14 protein-coding genes are annotated in these 17,804 nt (G+C 71.4%); 12 read left to right on the forward strand and 2 right to left on the reverse strand.

Annotated elements, in window-relative coordinates:
• The 10 genes from G5C60_RS40375 to G5C60_RS40420 all read left to right on the forward strand — a co-directional run.
• Positions 1 to 762 (forward strand): 3-oxoacyl-[acyl-carrier-protein] synthase III C-terminal domain-containing protein (locus G5C60_RS40375; RefSeq protein ID WP_165267352.1); only part of this gene is annotated, 762 nt, incomplete at its 5' end.
• Positions 759 to 1,562: an SDR family NAD(P)-dependent oxidoreductase gene (locus tag G5C60_RS40380; RefSeq protein ID WP_165267354.1), complete on the forward strand. Its 804-nt coding sequence runs from the start codon at positions 759 to 761 to the stop codon at positions 1,560 to 1,562. The genes G5C60_RS40375 and G5C60_RS40380, both read left to right, overlap by 4 nt.
• A 328-nt stretch (positions 1,563 to 1,890) precedes the next feature.
• A complete protein-coding gene (locus G5C60_RS40385; protein WP_165267356.1) occupies positions 1,891 to 3,564 on the forward strand; it encodes a CocE/NonD family hydrolase in 1,674 nt (557 codons plus the stop codon).
• 8 nt (positions 3,565 to 3,572) lie between these two features.
• Complete coding sequence (locus G5C60_RS40390; RefSeq protein ID WP_165267358.1) at positions 3,573 to 5,183, forward strand: AMP-binding protein; 1,611 nt, start codon at positions 3,573 to 3,575, stop codon at positions 5,181 to 5,183.
• Positions 5,176 to 6,189 (forward strand): ketoacyl-ACP synthase III, encoded by a 1,014-nt coding sequence (locus G5C60_RS40395; RefSeq protein ID WP_165267360.1) that lies wholly within the window; start codon positions 5,176 to 5,178, stop codon positions 6,187 to 6,189. The genes G5C60_RS40390 and G5C60_RS40395 overlap by 8 nt, the downstream gene beginning before the upstream one ends.
• 84 nt (positions 6,190 to 6,273) lie before the next feature.
• Entirely contained in the window at positions 6,274 to 7,662 is a 1,389-nt protein-coding gene (locus G5C60_RS40400; RefSeq protein ID WP_165267362.1) for a beta-ketoacyl synthase N-terminal-like domain-containing protein, read from the forward strand.
• Positions 7,659 to 8,957: a beta-ketoacyl synthase N-terminal-like domain-containing protein gene (locus G5C60_RS40405; RefSeq protein ID WP_165267364.1), complete on the forward strand. Its 1,299-nt coding sequence runs from the start codon at positions 7,659 to 7,661 to the stop codon at positions 8,955 to 8,957. The genes G5C60_RS40400 and G5C60_RS40405 overlap by 4 nt, the downstream gene beginning before the upstream one ends.
• A gap of 3 nt (positions 8,958 to 8,960) precedes the next feature.
• Complete coding sequence (locus tag G5C60_RS40410) at positions 8,961 to 10,418, forward strand: SDR family NAD(P)-dependent oxidoreductase (RefSeq protein WP_165267366.1); 1,458 nt, start codon at positions 8,961 to 8,963, stop codon at positions 10,416 to 10,418.
• Positions 10,415 to 11,188: an SDR family oxidoreductase gene (locus G5C60_RS40415; protein WP_165267368.1), complete on the forward strand. Its 774-nt coding sequence runs from the start codon at positions 10,415 to 10,417 to the stop codon at positions 11,186 to 11,188. Before G5C60_RS40410 ends, G5C60_RS40415 begins: the two co-directional genes overlap by 4 nt.
• Positions 11,189 to 11,938 (forward strand): CoA transferase, encoded by a 750-nt coding sequence (locus tag G5C60_RS40420; RefSeq protein WP_165267370.1) that lies wholly within the window; start codon positions 11,189 to 11,191, stop codon positions 11,936 to 11,938.
• A gap of 35 nt (positions 11,939 to 11,973) precedes the next feature.
• Here the strand turns inward: G5C60_RS40420 and G5C60_RS40425 are convergent, their stop codons facing one another.
• Together G5C60_RS40425 and G5C60_RS40430 are read right to left on the reverse strand one after the other, a co-directional pair.
• Positions 11,974 to 12,585 (reverse strand): response regulator, encoded by a 612-nt coding sequence (locus G5C60_RS40425; RefSeq protein ID WP_165267372.1) that lies wholly within the window; start codon positions 12,583 to 12,585, stop codon positions 11,974 to 11,976.
• A gap of 811 nt (positions 12,586 to 13,396) precedes the next feature.
• Positions 13,397 to 14,482, reverse strand: coding sequence for a mechanosensitive ion channel domain-containing protein (locus G5C60_RS40430; RefSeq protein ID WP_165267374.1), 1,086 nt, complete (start codon positions 14,480 to 14,482; stop codon positions 13,397 to 13,399).
• A 286-nt stretch (positions 14,483 to 14,768) separates the two neighbouring features.
• On the opposite strand from G5C60_RS40430, the gene G5C60_RS40435 reads away from it, so the two are divergent.
• Both G5C60_RS40435 and G5C60_RS40440 read left to right on the forward strand, forming a co-directional pair.
• Positions 14,769 to 16,211, forward strand: a complete 1,443-nt coding sequence (locus G5C60_RS40435; protein ID WP_165267376.1) for an FGGY family carbohydrate kinase — start codon at positions 14,769 to 14,771, stop codon at positions 16,209 to 16,211.
• On the forward strand, positions 16,208 to 17,629 hold the full coding sequence (locus G5C60_RS40440; protein WP_165267378.1) for an FAD-dependent oxidoreductase: 1,422 nt from the start codon (positions 16,208 to 16,210) through the stop codon (positions 17,627 to 17,629). Before G5C60_RS40435 ends, G5C60_RS40440 begins: the two co-directional genes overlap by 4 nt.
• Positions 17,630 to 17,804 lie beyond the last annotated feature (175 nt).

A 17,804-nucleotide genomic window follows, 5' to 3' on the forward strand; every position in this document is an offset into this window, starting at 1 on the left:
GCCCGCCCCCGCGTCAACCCCACCAGCCCCGGCAACAACTACATGGACGTGGCCCTGCCCGTGCAGCGCCGACTGGGCGCGCTCCAGGCCATGTGCATGGACGTGACCGGTGTGGCCTGCTCCGGGTTCCTGCACGCGTCCGCCGTGGCCCGCGGACTGATCGCCACGGCGGGCCACCGCAACGTCCTCGTCGTCTGCGCCGAGAACCCGAAGCCGATCCTCAACTTCTCCTACCGCAACTCCGTGCTGTTCGGCGGCGGCGCGGCAGCGGGCGTGTGGCGGGCCGGAGCGGACGGCGAGAACGGCATGCACGCCGTGACGCTGCACTCCGACGCCACCCACTACGACGCCTTCGACATCGACGAGCACGACACCATGGTGATGAAGGGCAAGGTCGTCGGCGACCTCGCACCCGGAGTACTGGCGGACGCGACCCGGCGCGCACTCGAGCAGGCGGACGCCGGCCTCGACGACATCGACTGGATCATCCCGCACCAGGGCAACATCAACCTGATCCATGACGTCCAGGACGCGCTCGACATCCGCGACGACAAGCGCGTCCTGCTCAACATCGAGCGCAGGGGCAACACGTCGAGCGTCAGCGTCCCCGGCTGCCTCTCCGAGTACGTGCACGACGGCACCATCGCGCCCGGCGACCGCATCCTGACCATGGCCATCGGGCGCGGCTTCAGCTGGGGCGCGATGGTCTTCACCTACGGGCGGCCCCGTACGAGCGGCGGACTTTCGCGGGAGCGGCGATGACGGATCGGCGGAGCCTCCGGGGACAGGCGTTGGTCATCGGCGGCAGCCGGGGCCTCGGCGCGGCCATCGCCTCCGCGCTCGCCGCCGAAGGCCGGCCGACCACCGTCGCGGCCCGCGACAGCGGCCAGTTGGAGCGCTGCCGCAAGCAGGCCGCCGAGAACGGGATCGAGTTGTCGACGGCACAGGTGGACACCGTCTGTCCGGACAGCCTCCGACGGCTCTTCGAAGACCTGTCCCACCGCGGCGAGTTGGGCGTCTGCGTGATGGCGGCGGGCCGCAACCTCTCACGACGGCTGCTGCGGCCGCCACGGGAGCCCGGCGGCGCGTGGGAGGTCCACGGAGTGGAGGAGTGGCGGGAGACCGTCGAACTCAACCTCACCGGCACCTTCCTGGCGGGCCGCGAGGCCGCGCTCAGCATGGCCAGGTCGGGCACACCGGGCGTGCTCGTCCCCATCGTGAGCTGTACCTGGCAAGGCTCCTGGGGACAGTCCGCGTACGCGGCGGCCAAAGCCGCAGTCGTCTCGCTGACCCGCAGCTGGGCCCTGGAACTGGGCGAGTTCGGCATCCGGGCCGTGGCCGTCGCCCCCGGTGTGGTGGACGGTGCCGCGCTGCGCGAGAAGTGCGAGCGCCTCCCGTCCCACGCCCGGTACATGGAACGGCTGCGTCAGCAGGTGCCGCTGCGCCGGTTCGCCGCCGAGCAGGAGGTCGCCGACGCGGTACTGCACGCCGTGGCCAACCAGTACCTGACGGGCACGGTTCTGGAGGTCGCGGGCGGGGGCTTCCCGGCCCGCATCCCCTGAGCCCCGGCACGTGTCCCCCTGAGCCCCGCGGGGCGTGCCCGGTTAGGGGCGCGGGGCTGCGTCAATTTGCGGCTCCGCCGCGTGGGCGCGACCAGCCACAACGGACCCGCACCCGAAAACGCACCCAAACCGCCCAACCGCCGGAGGCACCGGGCACGTGTCCCCTGAGCCCTGCCACCCATTCCCTGGGTCCAGCCCGCACCCGGCACAGGTACCGAAGGTCCCCGTCCCGCCCGGGATCAGGTACTCGGCGGCCGATGTGCACGCCCCCCGGCCTCCCTAGCGTGGCCAACGCTCCCCCTGCCCAAGCCTCACGAGGAGGTGTCTCTTGACGAGCGGTTTCGTCGTCGACCGGGATGTCGAGATCCCCATGCGCGACCGTACGCTGCTGCGCGCCGACGTCTGGCGTGTCCCGGGCGAGCCCCGCCCCGCGATCCTCTACCGCACTCCGTACGACAAGTCGGCGCTGAAGATGGAGCCGCTGACCCCGGAGCGGTGCGTGCGCGCGGGCTACGCCGCCGTGGTCCAGGACACCCGGGGGCGCTTCGCCTCGGACGGCGAGTGGGACACCGGGATCTGGGAGACCGAGGGCCTCGACACCTACGACACGGTCGAGTGGGTCGCGGCGCGGGACTGGTGCGACGGCGGCGTCGGGATGAGCGGCGTGTCGTACGCCGGGATCGTGCAGTGGCTCGGCGCGATGCTGCGGCCTCCGCACCTCAAGGCGATCGCGCCCGCGATGACCACCTCGGCCGCACACGACCCGCAGACCACGGGCGGCGCGCTCCGGCTGTCGCATCTCGCCGGCTGGCTGGCCTTCATGGCCCCTGACTGGCTGCGCAGGCAGCCGGTGAAGGGGCAGCGGCGCGGGATCGCCGCCGTACTGCGCTACCTCGACTCCCCGCTGGAACAGATGCGGAAGCTCCCGCTCGCCCGCATCCTGGAGGTGCCCGACTCCCCGCTGTCCCTGGCGCGCATGCTGGAGAAGGGCAGCGCGTACGGTCCCCGCGTCCGCACCCAGGACGTCGGTGTCCCCACGCTGACGCTCACCGGCTGGTTCGACATCTACCACGCGCCGAGCATCGCGCTCTTCGCCGAACTGGCCGAACGCGACCCGGACCGGCACCAGCTCCTCGTCGGCCCCTGGAGCCACTCGGGTGCGCTGCCGCAGTACCAGGGCGAGCTCAACTTCGGCCTTGGCGCCGCCGGGGAGTACGGTCCGACGCCCGAGCGGGTGCTGGCCTTCTTCGACGCCCACCTCAAGGGCGTACGGGCGAAGCGTCAACCGGCCGATCCCGTGCGGTACTTCATGATGGGCACCAACGAGTGGCGTACGGCGCGGTCGTGGCCGCCCGCCGACTCGGCACCCTCCCTCTGGTATCTGCGCGAGGGCGGCAGGCTCGCCATGCACCCTCCGCAGGACGACGAGCCCGCCGACGACTACGTCTACGACCCGCACGCCCCCTCACCCACCCACGGCGGCCGGGTACTCAACCTCGGGGAACTGGTGGGCGGACCGCTCAACCAGCGGCACCTGGAGGAACGCGCCGACACCGTCGTCTACACCGGACCGGCCCTCGTCGAGCCCGTGGAGGTGGCGGGGCAGGTCACCGCCTCGCTGTCCTTCGCGAGCAGTGCCCCGGACACGGACATCGTCATCAAGCTCACCGACGTGTTCCCGGACGGCCGCTCGATCCTGGTCTGCGACGGCGCCCTGCGCACCCGCTACCGGGAGGGCTTCGACAGCGAGAAGCTGCTGACCCCGTCCGTGCCGGAGACCTGCCCGGTCGATCTGGGCCACACCGCCTGGCGGTTCGAGCCCGGACATCGGATGCGGCTGCTGGTCACCAGCAGCAACTTCCCGCACATCGACCGCAATCCGAACACCGGCCGCCCGACGGGCCAGGACGCGGCGGGGATCGTGGCGCGGCAGTCCGTCTTCCACGACGCCGCACGGCCGTCGCTGCTGCGGCTGCCCGTCCTCGCGACACGGGACCGGTGAGGGCCGACATGTCGACACCTTCACCTCAGGAATGCGTACTCACCGTACAGCTCGCCGCACGGGCCGACCTCCACCCCGACCGGCTCTTCGCGGTGTTCGACGACGGTGAGTCATGGACGTACGCCGATGCCTGGCGGCTGGCCCGGTCGACGGGCGCGGCGCTGCAGCGCTACGGGGTGACGCGCGGCGAACCGGTGCTCAGCTGGCTGCCGAACGGTCCGCACCAGCTGCGGACCTGGTTCGGCACGAATGCCGCCGGAGGCGTCCACGTCCCCCTCAACACCGCCTATCGGTGGCGCATGCTGGAGCGCGTCATCCGCGACACGGGCGCCAGGACGCTGGTCACCTGCCAGGCCCTGGTCGGCCACCTCACCGGCCTCGACCTGGGGCGGACCGAGAACATCGTCGTGATCGACGCCCCGGAGAGCGAGCCGCTGGCGGCGGACCCGGGGCAACTGCGCCCGCTCGCCGAGCCGTTGATGCCATGGGACACCCAGGCGATCATCCACACCTCGGGAACCACCGGACCCTCCAAGGGCGTGCTGTGCAGCTACGCCCACCTCCACACCAGCGCCACCGCGTCCTTCCGCGACTGGCTGACCAGCGACGACCGTTATCTCGTGAACTTGCCGCTGTTCCACGGCGGGGGAGTGATCGGCACCCTGGGCATGCTCGGACTCGGCGGCTCCATCGCGGTCGTCTCGCACTTCCGCACGGAGTCCTTCTGGCAGCAGGTGCGCGAGCTGGAGGTGACCGCGTGCACGCTGCTGGGAGTGATGGCGAGCTTCCTCGTCAGCCGGCCGCCGTCAGAGCCGTCCGAGTCCGAGGACACCGGGCATCCACTGCGTACGGCATACGTCCTGCCGCTCACCGAACCGGCCTTCGAGCTGTCGGCCCGGTTCGGGGTCGAGATCCGCACGCTGTTCAACATGACCGAGACGTCCTGCCCGGTCGTCTCGGGGGACAGGGCGGTCAGGACCGGCTCCTGCGGCAGGCCGCGCCCCGGCATCGAGGCGCGTGTCGTCGATCCGTACGACCGTGAAGTGCCCGTGGGCACGGTGGGCGAGCTGGTGCTGCGCTCGGACGCGCCCTGGGTGTTCAGCCACGGCTACCACGGGATGCCGGAGGCGACGGCGGCCGCGTGGCGCAACGGCTGGTTCCACACCGGGGACGCCTTTCGTCAGGACGCGGACGGCGAGCTGTACTTCGTGGACCGGCTCAAGGACGCCATCCGCCGGCGCGGCGAGAACATCTCCTCCTTCGAGGTCGAGGAGGAGCTGCGGGCCCACCCCGGCGTCCGCGACGCGGCGGCCGTCGGGGTGCCGGGGGAGCACGGCGAGCAGGAAGTGCTGGCCGTGGTCTGTCCCGTGCCCGGCGAGCGATTCGACCCGGCCGGGCTGCTGGAGTTCCTGCGGCCCCGGACGGCCCACTTCATGCTGCCCCGCTACATCCGGACCGTGTCCGAACTGCCCGTGACTCCCACCGGCAAGGTGCGCAAGGAAGCGCTCCGCGAAGAGGGGATCACGCCCGACACCTGGGACCGGCAGGCGGCCGGCATCACCATCCGTCGCGATCCCGTCGCGACCCGTCGAGAGGACCATGAGCAGAGCCATGACTGAGACAACGAACAGTGGTGCGGCCCCTGGTGGCATCTGGGCGGGCTCAGCGATCCGCGTGACGGGCGTGGGGCACTACTTCCCCGAGCGGGTGGTGCACAACACGCCGGAGCTGGTCGGGGCCGAGGAACGGTTCAACGCCGTCGACCAGGCCGTGATCGGGGAGCTGAACGTCAAGGCCCGGCACGTCTCCGGTGAAGAGGAGACCGTCGGCCACATGGCCGTTCGCGCGGCCGAACAGGCGTTGAGCGCGGCCGGGTTGGAGGCGCGCCGGCTCGACCTTGTCATCGTGACGAACTGGACGGACCGCCAGTTCATCCCCGAACACGGGCCCCGCGTGGCCTACGAACTCGGCGCCCGCCGCGCCCTCGGCTTCGACCTGTGCGGGGCCTGCGCCGGCTTCGTGCACGGGGTGCAGTCCGCCGCCGCGATGCTGTCCTCGCCCGGGCCTTGGCGGCGTGCCGTCGTCGTCAGCTCCGAACAGCTCAACCGGGGCACCCGGCCCGGCAGCAAGGGCGAGCTGGTCGCCGGTGACGCGGCCGGTGCGGTGGTGCTGGAACGCGGGGAGACCGACGAGGAAGCACCGGACGGACCCCTGCTCATCGACTCCGTGCTGTTCAGCGACGGAGAGGACGCCCGCATCATCTACGCCCGCAGGCCGCACGGCTGGCTCACCAGCACGGCGCAGCTCATCGAGCGTGCCGTCGAGGGCAATCTGCGGGCCATCGAACTGCTGCTGGAGCGCAACGGCCTGGAGATCGAGGACATCGACTGGGTCCTGATGCACCCGGGCACCGATCCACTGCACCGGGCGGTGCGGGAGAAGGCGGGCATCGACCCCGACCGCTTCTTCGTCACGATGGAGACCCGCGGCAACACCTCCAGCGCGTCCGTCCCCATCGCGCTGTCCGAGCTGCTGGCCAGTGGCCGCACCCGCCCAGGCCAGCTGTATCTCACTCCGGCGATCGGCTCCGGGTTCTACGAGGGCGGGCTGCTCTTCCGGCTGTGATCCCAGCTGCCGATCTTCCGGCTGTGATCCCGGCTGCCGGGCGGCGATCCGCACAACTGACGACAGAGAGCGAGTGGTGACGTGGTGAGCGTGGCGGCCGGCTGGCGCGATGTGCTGGTGACCGGCATGGGGTTCTGCCTCCCCGGACCGAACCGCACGGTCTGCAGGACCGGCGACGACCTGTGGCGGACGGTGTCGGGCGGAGAGCCCCACCTGGACAACGACGGGCTGTTCTACGGCCGTGTGCACCTGGGCGACGAGGAGTTCGCCCGGGCCGTCCCCGAACTGGACGGCCGGTTCCGCGACTACTACAGCAGCGTCCACCGCTACGGCCTGGTCGCCCTGGCCGAGGCGTGCGAGGACGCGGGCCTCGACCGGCACGGCACACAACTGGCGAACGCCGCGGTCCTCACCGGACGGGCCGGCATGGACACCGCCCTGGAGACCTATATGGAGGGCGTCACGGGCGACCCCGCCGGCACGAGCCCCGCCGAGGCCCGCGCCCTCCTCATGCGGATCCTGCTCTCGGTGACCGCGACGGACGTGGCCTCGGTCCAGGCCGCGCTGCTGCGCAGCGGCGGACCCACCTACTCGCTGTCGTGCGGCTGCGCCTCGACCAACGCGCTGCTCGGCGTCGCCGCCCGCCAGATCGCCGACGGCGAGGTGGACCTCGCCGTGGTCACCGGCGTCGACGCCTACAGCCTCGACCGCATCGCACACTTCGAGGAGCTGCGCATCGCCTCCGAACGCACCGGCCGCACCTCCTCCTACGCGGCCCCCACCACGCGGCTCCGCTACGACCGGCCGATGCGCCCGTACGACGAACGCGCCGACGGCTTCAACCTCGGTGAGGGGGCGGCCACGCTGATCCTGGAGAGCCGGGAGCACGCGGAACGGCGCGGGCACCGGGCGTACGGCAGGATCCTGGGCCAGGCGATCAGACGCGGCGCCACGGGCAGCGCACTCACCCCCGACGAGGACGGCGAGGCACTCGTCCGGGCCGTGCACAGCGCCCTGCGGGCCAAGGACAGCCACGGCCGGATCGCCCCGTCCGCCGTCCCGGTCGTCAACGGCGGCGCCGAGGGCGACCCGCTCTTCCACTCGATGGAGTTCAAGGCGCTTAGCTCCCTCTACGCACCCGGACCCGGACCGGAACCCGAACGCGAACCCGAACTCGCCGAGGGCACAGGCCCGTTGATCACCAACCATGAGGCGTGCTTCGGACACAGCGGGGCGCCGCTGGGCGTCATCGGCGCGGCGTCGACCCTGCTGATGATGCGCCACGGGCAGGTCTGTCCCACCGCGAACTGCGAGAAGGTCGCCGAGGAAGCCCCGTACACCGTCGTCACCGGTGGCGTCCCGCAGCCGCTCTCCTTCGACCTGGCGCTGAGCTTCAACTACCAGATGGGTGCGGCCGCCGCGCTGCTGCTGGCGGCGCCGGAACCCATCGCCGCGGCGGGAGGCCGGCTGTGACGAGCGAGCCGCTGACCCTCACCGGAATCGGCGCCGTGCTTCCCGGTCCTGACGGTCCCTGCGTGGACACCCCGACCCTCTGGGAGATCGTCAGGGCCGGGACCTCCTGCCTGACCCCCTTCGCGTACGAAGGGCTTCCCCTGCACATCGCCGGCCAGGTCGGCGGCTGGGACCCGGTGACGGCACTCGGAGTGTCCGAGCGCGTCGGCGGCAGGATGGCCCGGATCACCCAACTCGCCACCGGCGCCGTCAAGAACGCGCTGGACGACGCGGGACTCAAGGCCGAGGACCTGGACGACGGCCGTACGGTCCTGGTGGTCGCCTCGCTGCAGTTCGCCTTCCAGGAGGCGGGCCGCTACTTCGCGATGTACGAGCGCGGCGGCCAGGAGGCGCTCGGTATGGAGTACTGGCTCACCGGCACCCCCGGCAGCGTGACCAGCGGCATCTGTTCGGTCCTCGGCATCAGCCCGCAGACCCTGACCGTCTCCGGCGCCTGCAACTGCTCGCTCAGGGCCCTGGAGATCGCGGCCACCATGCTGCACGCGGGCACCGTCGACCGGGCGGTGGTCGTCGGCGCGGACGCCACCCTCGACCCGATCTGCGTCTCCAGCACGACCAACGAGAGCAAACGGCGCGGCTTCCGCATCTCCACCCTCTCCACGGACCCGGCGTCGGTGCGCCCGCACGACGAGGAACAGGACGGCAACGCACCGGGCGAGGGCGCACTGGCCGTGGTCCTGGAATCCGCGCACACCGGGCATACCGGGCGAACCGGCCACACCATGAACGCCGCTCAGCCCGCAGGGATGCCGCTGCGGCTGTGGTTCCGCACCTCGCGCAGCAACGGCTCCAACCCGATGATCTCCGGCCCGCCGGACAACTTCTCCCGCGACGCCCACGCGCTGCTCACCGGCGCCGGGATCGGCATGGAGGAGCTGGCCTTCGTCAACAGCTTCGCCGACGGCTCCCGGCACGTGGAGGACCTCTTCTGCGAGGCGCTCACGGGACTGCGTACCGCCATGGAGTACGACGGCCCGCTGCTGCTGACCAATCAGGAGGCCGCCTTCGGGCATGTCTTCGGCTTCGTCGGGCTCCTGAAGTTCGTGTCTTCGGCGCTGATGTTCCAGCACGGCACGGTCGCACCCGTCGTCGGCTGCCGCACCCCGTACGCACGGCTCGACGCCACCCCCGTACGCGGCGCGGGCGTACCGCTGGAGGGCCGCCACGCCCTGGTGACCGTGGCCGGTGGGGGCGGGGACGCCACCTCACTGCTGATCGAGTATCCGGAGGGCTGATCCATGGCGCACATCACCGCACACCCCTTGCGGGTCCACGGCTCGACGGCGCTCGTGCTCGGGCCACAGGGCACGGCGTACGAGGTGATCCGCGAGGCACTGGAGGGCGCCGGCGCGAAGGTCGTCGACGACACCGGGGAGGAAAGCGCGCCCGACGTCTGCTGTGTCCTGCTCACCGGCACCGCCGTGCTCGACAGCGCCAGTCCCGCGCCGCCGCTGCCCAGGCCGCGGATCGCGGAGATCGCCGACGCCATGGCGGAACGCGGCTCGGGCAGGATGATCCTCGTCTTCGACGGAGCGGGCGGGCTCCACCTCGGCACGCCCGCCGACGAGGTCGCCTCACGGGCGGCCGACCTCGCCTGGTGGCGGCAGCTCGCGGCCCGGCTGTCCCCGTCCGGGGTGATCGCCAACCAGATACGGGTCGGACTGGCGCCCTTCCTCTCCCACCGGCCGGGCCCCGCGCGGACCGCCGCCATACTGCGCCATCTGCCGCTGCGCCGGGTGGCCACGGCTGCGGACCTCGCCGCCGCTGTGCTCCATCTGGCCTCGGAGGGCTGCAGCTACACCGTCGCCGACACCGTCCCGGTCGACGGCGGCATGGGGCTGATGATGGTCCCGCCGCTGCGCCCGCCCGGAGCCAGGAGCCACGCGGACGTACTGGCCGAACGGCGGGGCGGCGCCGAGCTGTTCGACCTGAGCGGACGGCACTGCCTGGTGGTGGGCGCGAGCAGCGGAATGGGCCGGGAGACCGCACTGGAACTGGCCCGCCGTGGCGCCGACGTGACCGTACTGGCCCGCCGCGAGCCCGAACTCCTCGAAGTGGCCCATGAGATCACCCGGTCGGGGCGGCGGGCGGAGGTCGTCGCGCAGGACGTCGCGCGGCTCGACGAGCTGGCCGCGGTCGTCGAACGGCTGTGGCGGATCGGACGCGTCGACGCCATGGTCTACGCGACGGGACTGTTCGAAGTCGAGGCCCCGGACCGTCAACCCGGGCTGAGGGAACGGCTGTTGGACGTGAACTACCGGGGGTACGCCACGCTCACCGACGCGCTGGTGCGGCGCTGGGCCGGAGACCGGCAGGGCGGCGCCGTCGTCGGGCTCGGCTCCGCCGGAGCGGGCGCCGTTCCGCATCTGGAGAGCTACGCGGCGAGCAAGGCGGCAATGACCCAGTACACGCGCAATCTCGCCGTCTCCGGCGGACGCCACGGGATCCGGGCGAACTGTGTGCTGCCGGGGCTCGTGACGACGCCGATGGCCGACTTGGCGGCGGAAGGGGACTTCCAGGAGGCATGGCTGGCCCGCATCCCGCAGGGCCGGGCCGGCACACCGGCCGATGTGGCGCCGCTGGCCGCCTACTTGGTCGGGGACAGCGCCGCCTATGTGACGGGCGCGCTGCTGCACGCCGACGGAGGTCTCGCACTGGGTGGACTGCCGCCGCTGGCCCAGGGAGGTCTGGAATGAGCGCCGGAGCCGTCGGAGGTGTCGCGCTGGTGACCGGAGCCTCGTCGGGTATCGGCGCGGCGGTCGCCGGGGCGCTGGCCGCGACCGGCGCGCATGTCGTCCTGGTCGCGCGGCGGATCGCGCCCCTGGCCCATGTGGCGGACGAGACAGCGGCCAGGGGCGGCCGGGCGAGTGTGCTCGTCGCGGATCTGGCCGCCGAGGGAGAGCCCCGGCGGGTGGTCGCGCAGACGGTGGAGCTGTTCGGGCCGCCGACCGTGCTGGTGAACTGCGCCGGTGCGGTACGGCTCGGCCAGGTGCACGAACTGCCGCCGAAACACTGGGAGTTGATGCTGCGGCTCAACCTCACCGTGCCGTATCTGCTGTCCCACGAGGTGCTGCCGTACATGCGCAAGAGCGGTGGCGGCACGATCGTGAACATCGGCTCGTCCATCACCCAGGAGACGCTCAGCCACACCGCGGGCTACGCGGCGGGCAAGCAGGGGCTCAACGTGCTCACCGAGCTGGTGGCCCTGGAGAACCGGGACCACGGCATCCGGGCGGTCGCGGTCTGCCCCGGCTGGGTGCACACCGAACTGGCCGCGGGGCCCGACGAGTTGGGGGCGAGCAAGGAGGAGCTGCTCACCCCGGACGACGTGGCCGACGCCGTCGTGTGGGCGGTCACCCGGCCGCCCCGGGTGAGCGTGGGCCCGGTGATCCACCTCGCGCCGACCAGCAGCCGGGCCGGTACCCGCGCGTCGATCACCCGGCTGACCGGGACGGACGGCCGTTAGATGAGCGGCGAGAAACTGCGCAAGGAGGAGCCGCACAGGGAGGCCGGTCGGCTGAGGACGGGGCCGCTGACCGGGCTGCGGGTCCTCGACCTGGCGGAACTGGCGGATCTGACGGGTCCGGGGAGGTCCGGCGAGACGTCGCTGAGTGGGACCTCCCTGAGCGGGACCTACCTGAGCGGGATGATGCTCGCGGGGCTCGGCGCCGACGTCGTACGGGTCGGCCGCCCCGCGGACGCCGACGCGGTACTCGCCCTGGCGGTGAGCGCCGACGTCCTGGTGGAGGGCGGCCGTCCCGGGACGGCCGAGCGGCTCGGCATCGGCCCCGAGCGCTGCCTGGCCCGCAATCCGCGGCTCGTCTACGGCCGGACGCCGGTGGACCCAGGGCCGGGCGAGCCGACGGCCGCGCTCTGTCTGACCGTTGGGGTCCTGGCGGCGCTGGCCCAGGTCGCGCGCACGGGACAGGGCCAGATCGTGGACGGCACCCTGGCCGGCTGCCCGTACTACAGCGTCTACTGGACGGCCGACGGCCACCAGATGGCCGTGGGCGCAGTGGAGCCCGACTGCTACCGGGAGTTCGTCCGGCTGCTGGGCGTCTGGGAGATGGTGCCCGACCACCGGGAACCGTCCGTCTGGGCCGAACTGCGCCGCCTCTTCGCCGGCACTTTCCGTACGCGGACCCGGCGCGAGTGGTGCGAGGTGTTCGACGGCACGCCCGCGTGCGTCAGCCCGCTGCTGCCGCCTCGCGCCTGACGCGCGGAATTCCGCGGAGCCAGGATGCCGTGCCGTCATTTCGACGGCACGGCCTCGCCATGGAAGAGTTCCCTGCGGTTTCGAATGCCGACCTTGTGCAGGATATTGCTGACATGATTCTTGACGGTCTGTCCCGCCAGCGTCAGCTCCTGTGCTATCTCCGCGTTCGTATAGCGCCGCAGCAGGAGGGCCAGAATTTGCTCCTCGCGTTCGGTGAGCGGAGTGAGCGGGGAATGCGCCCGGAGGGTCGGCTGCCCGCGCTGTGCGACCTCGCCGAACAGCCAGACCCGCCGGCCCCGCGCCGTCTGCCGGATCGCGTCGACCAGCTCCGCGACCGAGGCGCTCTTGTGGACGAAGCTGTCGGCACCCGAGGTCAGCACGGCGGCGACCTCACTGGAGGCACTGCAGCCGGAGAACACCATGACGCGCGGCCGCAGCGGCAGTGAGTGCACACGTCGGCACAGCGCCGCCCCCGTGTGCCTGCCGTCGAGCTGCAATTCGGTGATGACGACGCTGGGGCGCTTCTGCTGTATTTCGGACAGAGCTTGTTCCACCGTGGCCGCGGCGCTGACGACCGGCATGTGGAGATGGGATTCGACCAACGTACTGAGTGCCAGTCGCATGGAGGGATGGCTGTCGACGATCATTACTCCCATTCGTGAACCCCTCTGGTGATGCATGACCAGGCTCGGTCTGGGTTTCTTGCCGACTGTCTCGGTATCGGGATGGTATCCAAGGGCTACTCGCCGGTACGCGGCCACCGAACTTTCTCGGAAACTTGTTGATGAGGCATGGAAATTGCGGTACTTGGAACGAATCCTGTGTTGCCAAGGGATTAAGGGGCAGGTGGCGCCGCTACTCGGAGATAAGTGGGCGGTCACTGCGCGTAAGACGAAAAGCTCAGGCGTGTGACTTGGTTCACGGCAGTTGCCTGCGGGATGTGCGCGCACCGGGCCTGAGCGGTGAGTTATGTGCGGAGTGCCCTTAAATGTCGGCCAGCGAACAGAGGAGCACTCGAACCGGCGCTCCTCTCTTCATTGTCCGGTTCCTGACCGTGACCGGCGGTAAATAATTCCAGGCCCCGAAATGTGGCGCGCATTGCCTCCGGCGGTTGGGTCCGTAGTTAAGCGCGGGTCCGTCGTGGCTGGTCGCGCAGTTCCCCGCGCCCCTAAAGGGGCGCGTCCCTGGAGCCCTCAGCCACCACGCACCCGTCAGTCACCCACCGGCGGGAGGGGTCGTGGGTCGGTGCGTCGTATGCCCGTCGCGTAGGTTCGTTCTCAGGTCACCCGCACCGTGTACCGACACCGGGTCATATGCCCACCCTGCGACGGGCTGACGCACCGGCCCACGGCCCCGCACCCCCCACCCACCCAGGGGCGCGGGGCTGTATCAATTTGCGGCTCCGCCGCGTGGGCGCGACCAGCCACAACGGCGCTGCAGCCGACAACGAACCCACGCCTATGAAACGGACGTGACCCCGTCCCACTGCTGCGGAATGGCAGGCCCACCGTTCGCCCCACTGTTCTGCAACGCGATCGTCCTCGCGGGAGAGGGAATCCTGATGCCCTCGACCCGGTACCGCGTGTGCAGCCGCTTGATGAACTCGTGCTTGATCCGGTACTGGTCGCTGAACTCGCCGACCCCCAGGATGACGGTGAAGCTGATTCGGGAGTCACCGAAGGTGTGGAACCGGATGGCGGGCTCGTGCTCGGGAACGGCGCCCTCGATCTCCGTCATGACCTCGACGACGACCTCGGAGGTCACCCGCTCGACATGCTCCAGGTCACTGTCGTAGCCGACCCCGACCTGCACGGTGAGCGTCATCTCCTGTTCGGGACGGCTGTAGTTGGTCATGTTCGTGCTGGAGAGCTGCGCGTTGGGGATGATCACGAGGTTGTTGGAGAGGTTGCGTACGACGGTGTTGCGCCAGTTGATGTCGACGACGTACCCCTCCTCACCACTCGTCAGCCGGATGTAGTCACCGGGCTGGATCGTCTTCGAGGCCAGGATGTGGATGCCCGCGAAGAGGTTGGCGAGCGTGTCCTGGAGAGCGAGGGCGACCGCCAGACCGCCGACGCCGAGGGCGGTGAGCAGCGGCGCTATGGAGATGCCCAGGGTCTGCAGGATGATCAGGATGCCGATCGCCAGCACGACGACGCGGGTGATGTTGACGAAGATCGTGGCCGATCCGGCGACGCCCTGCCGTGACTGGGTCACGGCCCGCACCAGGCCCGTGATGATGCGCGCCGCCGTGATGGTGGAGGCGAGAATGAGGACGACCGTCAGGAACTGGTTGACGTTGTGGTTGACCTGGTTCGTCAACGGCAGGGCCGCCGCGGCGGCCGCCACGCCGCCGACAAGCGCTGCCAGCGGCACCAGCGCGCGCAGCGCGTTGACGATGACATCGTCCCCGCTCCACCGCGTGCGGTCCGCGTGCTTGCCCAGCCAGCGCAGGAGCATCCGCAGCAGGAAACCCGCCACGAGCCCGACGGCCACCCAGACACCGGCGACGATCAAGTCGTGTGCTGTGAGATCGCGGTTCACCAGCTGCCTCCCGTCGCGCCGGGAAGGGGGCTTGCGCCCGGTATGTGATGTCTCGTCACTTTGTCACCTGCTGCTCGATTCCTTGATGTGCGATCCCGCCGGAACGTCGCTCCGACGGCCGGCGGGCTCGCTCATCCTGCCGCATATGCGTGGATGCCTCGCCCCTGGCCCGCTGCGGTCCGGCCGTCTCCGCATACTTATCGGCCACTGATCGGCCGCCTTGACGCCGGGAACCACCGGGACAAGGCTTGCGTGCAGTGATCATCGACGACTCAGGGGGTGGGAGATGTCAGGGCCGGTGCTCGCCGTCGACCAGGGCACGTCCGGCACGAAGGCTCTCGTCATCTGTCCCGAACGCGGGGTGATCGGCACGGGCGCGGCTCCCGTACGTCCCCGCCATCTGCCCGGCGGACTCGTCGAGGCCGACCCCGCCGAGTTGTACGCCTCGGTGGTCGTGGCCGGCCGCCGCGCACTAGAGCAGGCAGGGGAACCCGTCGTCGCCGTCGGCCTCGCCAACCAGGGCGAGACGGTCCTCGCCTGGGACCCGGCCACCGGGAAGCCGCTCACCGACGCGCTCGTGTGGCAGGACCGGCGCGCCGAGAGCGTGTGCGCCGAACTCGCGCCACACGCCGACGCGTTGCGGCACCTCACCGGACTGCCCCTCGACCCCTACTTCGCCGCACCCAAGATGGCCTGGATACGCCGCCATCTCACCCGGAACGGCGTCGTCACCACCAGCGACGCCTGGCTCGTACACCGGCTCACCGGCGCATACGTCACGGACGCCGCGACCGCGGGCCGCACCCAGCTCCTCGATCTCGACCGGGTCGACTGGTCACCGGCCGCACTCGACGTCTTCGGCCTCTCCGGTGAACGACTGCCCCAAGTCGTCGACGCGAGCGGCCACTTCGGTACGACCACCGCCTTCGGTGACGCGGAGATCCCCCTCACCGGCCTCCTTGTCGACCAGCAGGCCGCCCTGCTGGCCCAGCGCATCACCGAGCCCGGCGGCGCCAAGTGCACCTACGGCACCGGCGCGTTCCTGCTCGCCCACACCGGCGCCACGCCCCGGCGCGGCACCTCGGGCCTGGTGAGCTGTGTCGCGTGGCGGCTCGGCGGGCGGACCAGCTACTGCCTCGACGGGCAGGTCTACACCGCCGCCTCCGCCGTCCGCTGGCTCACCGACCTCGGCGTGATCTCCGGTGCCGCCGACCTCGACCCGGTCGGGAGTGCCGTACCGGACAGCGGCGGCGTCACCTTCGTCCCGGCCCTCGCCGGACTCGCCGCCCCCTGGTGGCGCGGCGACGTACGCGGCTCGCTCACCGGCCTTGGCCTCGACACGGCACCCGGGCATCTCGTCCGCGCCCTGTGCGAGGGCATCGCCGCCCAGGTCGTCGAACTCGCCGACGCCGCCGCCACCGACCTCGGGGCCCCGCTCACCACCCTCCGCGTCGACGGCGGACTGACCCGCTCCGCCCTCCTCATGCAGACCCAGGCCGATCTGCTGCAACGCCCCGTAGAAGTCGCCGAGTTGCCCGACGCCACCGCCCTCGGGGTGGGGGCCGTCGCCCGGCTCGGCGTCGATCCGTCCCGCGCGATCGACGAGGTGCTGCCCGCCGCGCCGCCCTCCGCCGTGTACGAGCCGGGCATCGGCGCGGACGAGGCCGCCGAACGCCTCGCCGGGTTCCGTACGGCCGTCGCCGCCCTGCTCGACCGGGCCCCCGCATGACGGTCACCTCCAGCGGCGCGCTGCCGGACGTGACGTACGACGTGCTGGTCGTCGGCGCGGGAGTCGTCGGCTGTGCGATCGCCCGCGAACTCGCCGGACACCGAGGGCTGCGGATCGCCCTCGTCGAGGCCCAGGACGATGTCGGCCAGGGCACATCCAAGGCCAACACGGCGATCCTGCACACCGGTTTCGACGCGGTCCCGGGCTCGCTCGAAGCCCGGCTCGTACGGGAGGGCTCCAAGCGGCTCACCGGGTACGCCGCCGAGGCCGGCATTCCCGTCGAACCGGTCGGCGCGCTGCTCGTCGCCTGGGACGAGGAACAGCTCGCCGCGCTGCCGGAGCTGGCGGCCAAAGCCGAGAGGAACGACTACCGGGAGGCCCGGCTCCTCGGCCCCGACGAACTCCGGGCGCGTGAACCGCACCTGGGACCCGGAGCGCTCGGCGCGCTGCACGTGCCGGGCGAGAGCATCATCTGCCCCTGGACGACGACACTCGCGTACGCGACGCAGGCGGTCCGCAACGGCGTCGATCTGCACCTCAACTGCCAGGTGGAGAGAGCAGGGAGAGCGGGGAGAGCGGAGAGCGCTGAGCCGGGGCACTCCCTGCGCACCAGCCGCGGCACGCTGCGCACCCGCTACCTCGTCAACGCCGCGGGCCTGTACGCCGGCGCCCTCGACCGCCGGCTCGGACACGACGCGTTCACCGTCACCCCGCGCCGCGGCCAGCTCATCGTCTTCGACAAGTTCGCCCGCGAGCTCGTCCGCCACATCCTGCTGCCCGTTCCGACGGCGCTCGGCAAGGGCGTGCTGGTGGCGCCGACCGTGTACGGGAACGTTCTCCTCGGGCCCACCGCCGAGGAGTTGGAGGACAAGGCCGCCACCGAGTCGACCGAGGAGGGCCTGGCCCTGCTGCGGGACAAGGGCCGCCGCATCCTGCCCGCGCTGCTCGACGAGGAGATCACCGCCGTCTACGCCGGGCTGCGTGCCGCCACGGAACACGACGACTACCAGATCCACGCACACCCCGAGCAGTCGTACGTCACCGTCGGCGGCATCCGCTCCACCGGCCTGACCGCCTCCATGGCCATCGCCGCCCACGTCACCCGCCTCCTGGCGGAGTCCGGGCTCGACCTGAGCGAGCCCGCGGACCTGGACCCGGTCCGCATGCCGAACCTCGGCGAGGCGTTCCCACGCCCCTACCAGCGGCCCGAACTCATCGCCGCCGACCCGGAGTACGGCAAGCTCGTCTGCCACTGCGAACGCGTCTCGCGCGGTGAGATCCGGGACGCCCTCGCCAGTACGATCCCGCCGCTCGGCCTCGCCGGGCTGCGGCGCCGGACCCGGGCCCGGAGCGGACGGTGCCAGGGGTTCGCCTGCGGGGCGGCGGTCCGGGAACTCTTCGAGAGGGGGCGGACGTGAGGTCCCGTACGGTCGACGTCCTGGTCGTCGGGGCCGGGCCCGCGGGGCTTGCGGCGCAGCACACCGCCGAGCAGCACCAGCCGGACGGCGTCGTCGTCGCGCAGTTCGTCCAGCACGGTCACATTGCTGGTGATCACGGTGACGGGGCGCCCGCGGAGCCGTCGTGCGATGGCCC

Origin of the sequence: Streptomyces scabichelini (assembly GCF_011045015.1) — a bacterium.
GTDB classification, from domain to species: Bacteria; Actinomycetota; Actinomycetes; order Streptomycetales; family Streptomycetaceae; genus Streptomyces; species Streptomyces scabichelini.

What these genes read in the sequence shown, in the direction of transcription:
- G5C60_RS40380 (WP_165267354.1), top strand. Translation starts at nt 759, where the DNA reads ATGACGGATCGGCGGAGCCTCCGGGGACAGGCGTTGGTCATCGGCGGC.
- G5C60_RS40390 (WP_165267358.1), top strand. Translation starts at nt 3,573, where the DNA reads ATGTCGACACCTTCACCTCAGGAATGCGTACTCACCGTACAGCTCGCC.
- G5C60_RS40395 (WP_165267360.1), top strand. Translation starts at nt 5,176, where the DNA reads ATGACTGAGACAACGAACAGTGGTGCGGCCCCTGGTGGCATCTGGGCG.
- G5C60_RS40410 (WP_165267366.1), top strand. Translation starts at nt 8,961, where the DNA reads ATGGCGCACATCACCGCACACCCCTTGCGGGTCCACGGCTCGACGGCG.
- G5C60_RS40415 (WP_165267368.1), top strand. Translation starts at nt 10,415, where the DNA reads ATGAGCGCCGGAGCCGTCGGAGGTGTCGCGCTGGTGACCGGAGCCTCG.
- G5C60_RS40420 (WP_165267370.1), top strand. Translation starts at nt 11,189, where the DNA reads ATGAGCGGCGAGAAACTGCGCAAGGAGGAGCCGCACAGGGAGGCCGGT.
- G5C60_RS40425 (WP_165267372.1), bottom strand. Translation starts at nt 12,585, where the DNA reads ATGATCGTCGACAGCCATCCCTCCATGCGACTGGCACTCAGTACGTTG.
- G5C60_RS40435 (WP_165267376.1), top strand. Translation starts at nt 14,769, where the DNA reads ATGTCAGGGCCGGTGCTCGCCGTCGACCAGGGCACGTCCGGCACGAAG.
- G5C60_RS40440 (WP_165267378.1), top strand. Translation starts at nt 16,208, where the DNA reads ATGACGGTCACCTCCAGCGGCGCGCTGCCGGACGTGACGTACGACGTG.